3 protein-coding genes are annotated in these 7686 nt (G+C 65.9%); all 3 read left to right on the plus strand.

The window, feature by feature from the left end; genetic code table 11:
* Positions 1–3049 (plus strand): ATP-binding protein (locus ACXWUF_RS15095; RefSeq protein WP_458495479.1); only part of this gene is annotated, 3049 nt, incomplete at its 5' end.
* Positions 3050–3319: 270 nt separating this feature from the next.
* A complete protein-coding gene (locus tag ACXWUF_RS15100; protein ID WP_458495480.1) occupies positions 3320–4903 on the plus strand; it encodes a GAF and HD-GYP domain-containing protein in 1584 nt (527 codons plus the stop codon).
* A gap of 214 nt (positions 4904–5117) precedes the next feature.
* The coding region (locus ACXWUF_RS15105; RefSeq protein ID WP_458495481.1) for a two-partner secretion domain-containing protein at positions 5118–7686 on the plus strand (2569 nt) is incomplete at its 3' end.

The following is a 7686-nucleotide window of genomic DNA, read 5'->3' on the forward strand; positions in this document are numbered from 1 at the left end:
CGTCCACGAGATTGTGGAGCGGGTGTCGATGACGCCGGCGGGTCTGGCCCGCGCCGTCGAGCGGGCCATCGCCCGGTTTGAGCTAGGCCGCGCCGCGCCTGCGGGCCATGCCGCTGTCGGCGGGGCGAGCCAGCGGCTGGAGCGGGCCGTTTGCCGGGCGATGCTGGATGGCGCCCTAATATCCCATCTCGTCTACCTGGACTGCGATTTCAATTTCGTCCGGGTCAACGCGGCCTATGCCCGGACCTGCGGCTACGCGCCGGAAGCCATGGTCGGCAAGAACCATTTCGCGCTGTACCCCCATCCCGAGAACGAGTCCATCTTCATCCAGGTCCGCGACACTGGCATCCCGGTGGAATTCCACGACAAGCCTTTCGTCTTTCCCGGCCAGCCGGAGCGCGGCGTCACCTATTGGGATTGGACGCTGACCCCGGACAAGACGCCGGATGGCGCGGTGCGCGGACTGGTGCTGTCCCTGGTGGAAACCACCGAGCGCCGCCGGGCCGGGCAGGAAATCGTCCGGCTCAATCAAGACCTGCGGCGGCGGGAGTCCAGTTGTCGCCTGCTGTCCGGGATTGCCGGGCGGCTGTTGACGACGGACGATCCCGAGGCGGTGATCGGCCAACTGTGCCGCGAGGTCATGGCGCATCTGGATTGCCAGGTGTTCATTAATTTCCTGCTGGATGGCGACACTGGGCGGCTGCGCTTGAAGTCCTGCGCCGGCCTTCCCGACGCCCTGGTCGAACGGATTCGCTGGCTCGATCTGGGCGAGTCCGTGTGTGGCCGCGCCTGCGGCGAGGACGAGCCGCCGGTCGCGGAGGAGCGCATCCGGGACGCCTTCGACCTGCGGGCGGCGCTGCTTGGCAATTACGGCGTCCAGGCTTATTGCTGCCATCCCTTGCTGGCGGATAACCGGATCATCGGCCTGTTGTCGTTCGGCGCCCGGACCCGCGCCGACTTCACCGACGACGAGGCCGACATGATGCGGACCGTGGCCGATCAGGTGGCGCTCGCCATGCAGCGGGTCGAATCCCAACAAGTCCTGCGGGAGAGCGAATCGTTTTACCGCCAAATGCTGGAATCCATCCCCGGCAAGGTGTTCACCACCGGGCCGGACGGCCACTTCGACTACCTGAGCCAGCAATGGGCGGACTACACCGGCGTGCCCATCGGCGAGCAGCTCGGCAATGACTGGAACCGGCTGTTGTACCCGGACGATCAGGCGCGGGCCTTCGCCGTGTGGCAGGCGGCGGTGGACGGTCGGGCGCCCTACGACCTGGAATATCGGGTGCGCCGTCACGATGACGTGTACGAGTGGTTCAAGGTGTGGGGGCGGCCCATCCGCAACGAGGCGGGCCAGATCGTCCGCTGGTTCGGCACGGCCATCAATATCGAGCGGGTGAAGCGCATCGAGTTGAACGCCCAGTTCGTCAACCGGCTGGCGGTGGACCTGGCCCTGCTGACCGACGGGGACGAGATTTTCCGGCGGGTGGTGAGCGGTGTCGGCGACTATCTTGGCGTGTGGCGCTGCCTGGTCAGCGAGGTGGACTATCCGGCGGGCGTGTGCGTGGTGAACCACGACTGGTGCCGGGACGGGTCGAGCGTGACGGGCGCCTATTGCCAGGACAATTTCGCCGAGCCGGAGGTGCTGGCCACCCTCGCGGCGGGCGGGGCGGTCGCCATCGCCGACATCCAGACCGATCCCCGCACCGCCGACCATGTGGCTGCCTATGAGCCGCACCGGGTCGGCGCCCTGCTCACCGTGCCGTTCCTGGGCGATAGCGGCTGGCAGGGCGCCTTGACGGTGCAAAGCGCCGAGCCGCGCACTTGGCGCGAGGACGAGGTGCAGCTATTGCGCAGCGTGGCGGGGCGGACCTGGCCTGCGGTGCAGCGGGCGCGGGGGCTGGCGGCGCTGCGGGCCAGCGAGGAGCGGCTGCGCGAGGCCGACCGCCGCAAGGACGAGTTCCTCGCCATGCTGGCCCACGAACTCCGCAATCCGCTGGCGCCGATCCGCAACGCCGTGCATTTGCTCAAGCGGGTCGCCACCGACGAGCCGCGCATCGCGTGGTGCCGCGACATCATCGAGCGGCAGGCCGATCAACTCACCCGGTTGGTGGACGACCTGCTGGACGTGTCCCGCATCACCCGGGGCAAGATCGAGCTGAAGCCGGAGCCGCTGGACGTGGCCGTGATCGTGCAGCGGGCGGTGGAGATTTGCCGGCCCCTGGTGGACGCCCGCCGCCACGAGCTTGAGATTGTTCCGGTCCCCGAGCCCTTGCGCGTCGAGGGCGATCTGGTCCGGCTGGCCCAGGTGCTATCGAACCTGCTCAACAACGCCGCCAAGTACACCGACGAGGGCGGGCGCATCCGGGTGAGCGCCGGGCGGGACAACGGCCATGCAGTCATCCGCGTCCAGGACAATGGCCGGGGCATCGACCCCGCCGCCTTGCCCAATCTGTTCGACCTGTTCTATCAAGTGGACCGCACCTTGGACCGTTCCGAGGGGGGCTTGGGGATTGGATTGTCGCTGGTCAAGCGCTTGGTGGACATGCACGGCGGCGAGGTGTGGGCGTATAGCGCGGGCCGGGGCAAGGGCACGGAATTCGTGATCCGCCTGCCGAGCCTGCCCGATCCTTCGGCCAGCGTCGAAGCGGCGCCGGATGCGGCGGCGCTGGCCGAAGGCGCGCTGCGCGTCCTGGTGGTGGATGACAATGTGGACGCGGCGGAAAGTCTGGCGCTGCTGTTGGAAATCGACGGCCACGCGGTGTCCCTGGCCCACGAGGGGCAGGCGGCGGTGGATGTGGCCCTGGCCGAGCGGCCCGACGCGGTGCTGCTCGACATCGGCCTGCCGGGGCTCAATGGCTACGAGGCGTGCCGAAGGATGCGGGCGGGCGGTCTGACGGATACGTTGATCGTGGCGATGACGGGCTACGGCCAAGAGGATGACCGCCGCCAGTCGGAGCAAGCCGGCTTCGATGTCCATCTGGTCAAGCCGGTGGATTTGGCGGAGATTCAGGACTTGATTGGGCGGCGGGTGGCTGGTGGTTAGGGTTTGGCCGTGAATAGCTTCCTCGAATCACTGTGGGAGCGGTCTTTAGACCGCGACAATTCCGCGCCTAGTCGTGGCCTGAAGGCCACTCCCACAACCGCCGGTTGCCCGATATTAAGGAACGCCTTCCGGGGCGAGCCAAGCACGAACGGCCCCGCCGTTGCCAAAACGTCACTATCGCACTTCCCCCATCGCCGGAAGCGGTTCAAAATCCGGCTCTATGGCCCACGCCAATCCCTCTCCCGTCCCGCATCCCGGAAAATTACAACAATGATTTCGCGATTCGAAAAGCTGGTGGAAATGGGCCTCGCCCTGTCCGCCGAAGCCGACCAAGACCGCCTGCTGGAGCGCATCCTGGAATGCGCAAGGACCCTGGCCCACGCCGACGGCGGAAGCCTTTATTCCGTGGACGAAACCGGCGCGACCATTCAAATCATGCACAACGACAGCCTAGGCATTCGGCTGGGGGGCACCGCGCCGGAGCCGCCCAGCGTGCCGCCCATCCCGCTGTATTACCCGGATGGTCGGCTCAATCACAACAATGTCGTGACCTACGCGGTGCATCGCAACACCACGGTCAACGTGCGGGATTCCTACAGCCGCACCGCCGAGTTCGATTTTTCCGGGACCGCCAAATTCGACCAGAAGACCGGCTACCGCTCGACTTCCTTCCTCACCGTGCCCCTGCGCAACCACGAGAACGCCATCATCGGCGTGTTGCAGCTCATCAACGCCACCGACCCGTACACCGGCCAGGTCATCGCCTTCGACGACATGACCCGGCGGCTGGTGGAAGCCTTGGCGTCCCAGGCCGCCATCGCCTTGACCAAGGGCATTTTGATCCGGGACTTGAAGAACCTGTTCGAAGCGCTGACCCGGCTGGTCGCGACCGCCATCGACGAAAAGTCGCCCTACACCGGCGGACACTGCCGCCGCGTGCCGGACATCACGATGCTGCTGGCCGAAGCCGCCCACCGCAACGAGGTGGGTCCGCTGAAAGATTTCCACATGACCGAGGCCGACCGCTACGAGCTGGAAATCGCGGGCTGGCTGCACGATTGCGGCAAGATCGCCACGCCCGAATACGTCATGGACAAGGCCACCAAGCTGGAGACCATCTTCGACCGGATCGAAGTGGTGGACGCCCGGTATGAAATCTTGCTGCGCGACATGGAAATCGCCCACTTGAAGGAAAGGCTGGCGGCGGCGGAGCGGGGCGAGACGGTGGACGGCCGCGCCTATCATGCCTTGTGCGAGGAATTGGCGGCGGAGCGGGCGTTCCTGCGGCGCTGCAACACCGGCGGGGAGTTCATGTCGCCGGAGGACAAGGCGCGGGTCCGGCGCATCGGTGCCCGGGTCTGGCGGCGGAACGGCGAGACTCTGCCGCTGCTGGACGACGACGAAATCGAGAATCTCTGCATCTCTCGCGGCACCCTCAACGACCGGGAGCGCAAGGTCATCAACAACCACATCGTCGTGACCATCGACATGCTGGAAAGCCTGCCGTTTCCCCGCCATCTCCGCAATGTCGTGGAATACGCCGGGGGCCATCACGAGCGGATGGACGGCAAGGGCTACCCAAAAGGGCTGCGCCGGGATGAGATGAGCGTGCAGGCCCGCATCCTGGGGATCGCCGACATCTTCGAAGCCCTCACCGCCAGCGACCGGCCCTACAAGCCCGGCAAGAAGCTGTCGGAAAGCCTCGGCATCATGGCCCGCATGAAGCGGGATGGGCACATCGACCCCGATCTGTTCGATATTTTTGTGCGGGAAAAAGTGTATCTGGAATACGCCAAAAAATACCTTGACCCGGCCCAAATCGACTCGGTGGATGAGGCGGCTTTGCTGGCCTAACCACGTAACTCACTGAATCCTGTGGCGAGGCGGGTTAGGGCGATACAGCCAGGCGTAACCCACCGAAATCCGTAAGTTTTCTGCAAGTTTTACCGTCCGGTTTTTCATCGGCTCCACTGGTGGACAAACCCGCCAATCTTGGGTAAAAGATTTAGCATAATAAGGTCCATATCCGCCCTGAATTAAGCGTCTTACCCACGGGGGACGAAGAGTCGTGAATCACCAACCCAAGCAACTTTCTCTCGCCATCGCGGCCATCCTGTTCCCGGCGTGCGCCGGGTGGGCCAACCCCACCGGACCCCAGGTGGTCCAAGGTCAGGCCACGATCCAGAGCCAAGGCCCGACGCTGAATATCAATAACAGCAACGGCGCCGTCATCAACTGGCAGCAGTTCTCCATCGGCAAGGGCGAAACCACCCGGTTCAACCAGCCGTCGGCGTCCAGTTCGGTGCTGAACCGCGTGCAGGGGCCAGATCCCTCGACCCTGCAAGGCACGCTCTCCTCCAATGGCAAGGTGTACCTAATCAACCCGGCGGGTGTGCTGGTGGGGCCGGGCGCCAAGATCGACGTGGCGGGCTTCGTCGCCTCCACCCTCAACCTCAGCAACGCCAACTTCCAGGCCGGTAAGCACCAGTTCGACGCCACCCCCAGCGCGGGCAAGGTGGAGAACCAAGGCGACATCACCACGCCCACCGGCGGCAAGGTGTATCTGGTCGGCGCGGAAGTGCGCAACGAGGGCTTGATTCACACCCCACAGGGCAAGGTGGTTCTCGCGGCGGGCGACAAGGTGAAGCTGGAGGACAGCAGCGCCCCCGGCGTGACGGTGGAAATCACCGGCTCTAAAAACCAGGCCACCAACCTGGGCCGCATCGTCGCCGAAAGCGGCGAGGTGGGCGTGGTGGGTGCCATGGTGCGCAATTCGGGCGTCATCAACGCCAACCAAGTGGTGCGGGATCAATCCGGGCGGGTTTTCCTGAAGGCCACCCACGATGTGTCGGTCGGGACGGGCAGCCAAATCAGCGCCGACGCCAATCCGTCCTTGAAAGAGGGCGGCAAGGCGGGCAGCGTCAGTATCGAATCCGCCAAGGGCGATGTGACCGTGGCGCAGGGTGCCACCGTCTCCGCCAATGGGCCTTCCGGCGGCGCCATCGCCGTGACGGCACCGCAAGGCCAAGCCAATCTGGCCGGCACGCTGGAAGCCAAGGGCAGTGCAGCCAAGGGCGGGGCCATCACCGCCGAAGCCAAGACCGTCCAGGTCGCCGCCACGGCGCGGCTGGATGTGTCCGGCAAAATCGAAGGCGGGCGCATCACCCTGACCGCGACGGGTGGCCCGGCCAAGGTGGAACCCGGCGCGAAGCTTATCGCCAGTGGCGCGAAGGGCGGCAAGATTACCGTCACGGCCAAGCGGGACAAGGTCGAACAGGCCGGCTCGTTGAATGTGCGGGGCACGGTGGGCGGCGGCGGACAGGCGCAGTTGCAAGCCGCGACCGTGGTGAGCCATACCGGCGAAGTCCAGGCCGACGGCCAGACCCAGGGCGGCAAAATCGACCTCGTGGCCGAGCGCGTCGAGCAAAATGGCTTCCTCAGCGCCGACGGCCAGACCGACGGCGGCAAGGTGGCTTTGAATGCCACCGTGGCCGTCCGCCAATTCGAGGGCGGTGCCATATCGGCGCGGGGCGTGTCCGGCCAGGGCGGCACGGTGACGGTCGCCAGCCGCACCAGTCCGCGCCGTTCTCCCAGCGATCCCACCGCGCCCCCGCCCGATCCCACCCAATCCCTCATTTCCGGCAATGTCCGCGTCACCGGGCGGCGTGGCGGCAAGTTCCAACTGACCGGCGATCAAACCGGCCTGCTCGACGGGGCCAGCGTGGACGCTTCCGGCGAGGAGGGCGGCGGCGAAGTTTTAATCGGCGGCGATTATCAGGGCAAGAATCCTGACGTGCCCAACGCCGAGGCCAGCTATGTAGCCCCTTCCGCCTTCATTCGGGCGGATGCGGGCTACCACGGCGGCGGCGAACGAATCATCGTCTGGGCGGACAAGGCCACCCGTGTGTACGGCCACATCAGCGCCAAGGGCGGTGCCCAAGGCGGCGATGGCGGGTTCGTGGAAACCTCCGGGGCTTATCTGGATGCGCCTGTGGTGCCTGATGTCACGGCGGCGGCGGGGCAGGGCGGCACTTGGCTGCTGGACCCGAACAACATCACGATCCAAGCCACTGGCGGCACCAACACCAATATTTCCGGCGACCCGGATTTCACCACCACCAACGATGGCGCCGTGATCGACACGGGCACCATCCAGACGGCGCTGAACTCCGGCATTAGCGTCAGCGTCACCACGGGGATTGCGGGCGCGAATCTCGACGTCGGGAATATCAATGTCTCGGGCACGATCACCAAGAGCGCCGGGGTCGATGCCACCCTGACCTTGGTGGCCCACAACAACATCAACATCAATACCGGCGCGTCGATCACCAGCACGGCGGGCAAGCTCAATCTCACCCTGACGCCCAATTCCGACGCGACGGGCGGCGGCACCAGCCTCCTCAACAGCACGATCAACTTAAACGGCGGCACGCTGAGCTTCGCCAATGGCTTGACCCTCAACGGCGGCGCGACCCGGATCAGCAACAGCACGGTCATCAGCGGCGACGGCGCGGCGCTGACCCTGAGCGGCAACGCCGACCTCGACGCCGTCACGCTGGGCGATTCCGCCCACCCCGCCCTGGCCGTGACCGGCACCGTCGACATCTACAACGGCCTGACGCTGGCCGACGGCGCGG

The sequence above is a fragment of the Methylomagnum sp. genome, from assembly GCF_054333355.1.

Excerpts from the sequence above, each read along its gene's own strand:
- ACXWUF_RS15100 (WP_458495480.1), top strand. The coding sequence starts at position 3,320 with ATGATTTCGCGATTCGAAAAGCTGGTGGAAATGGGCCTCGCCCTGTCC.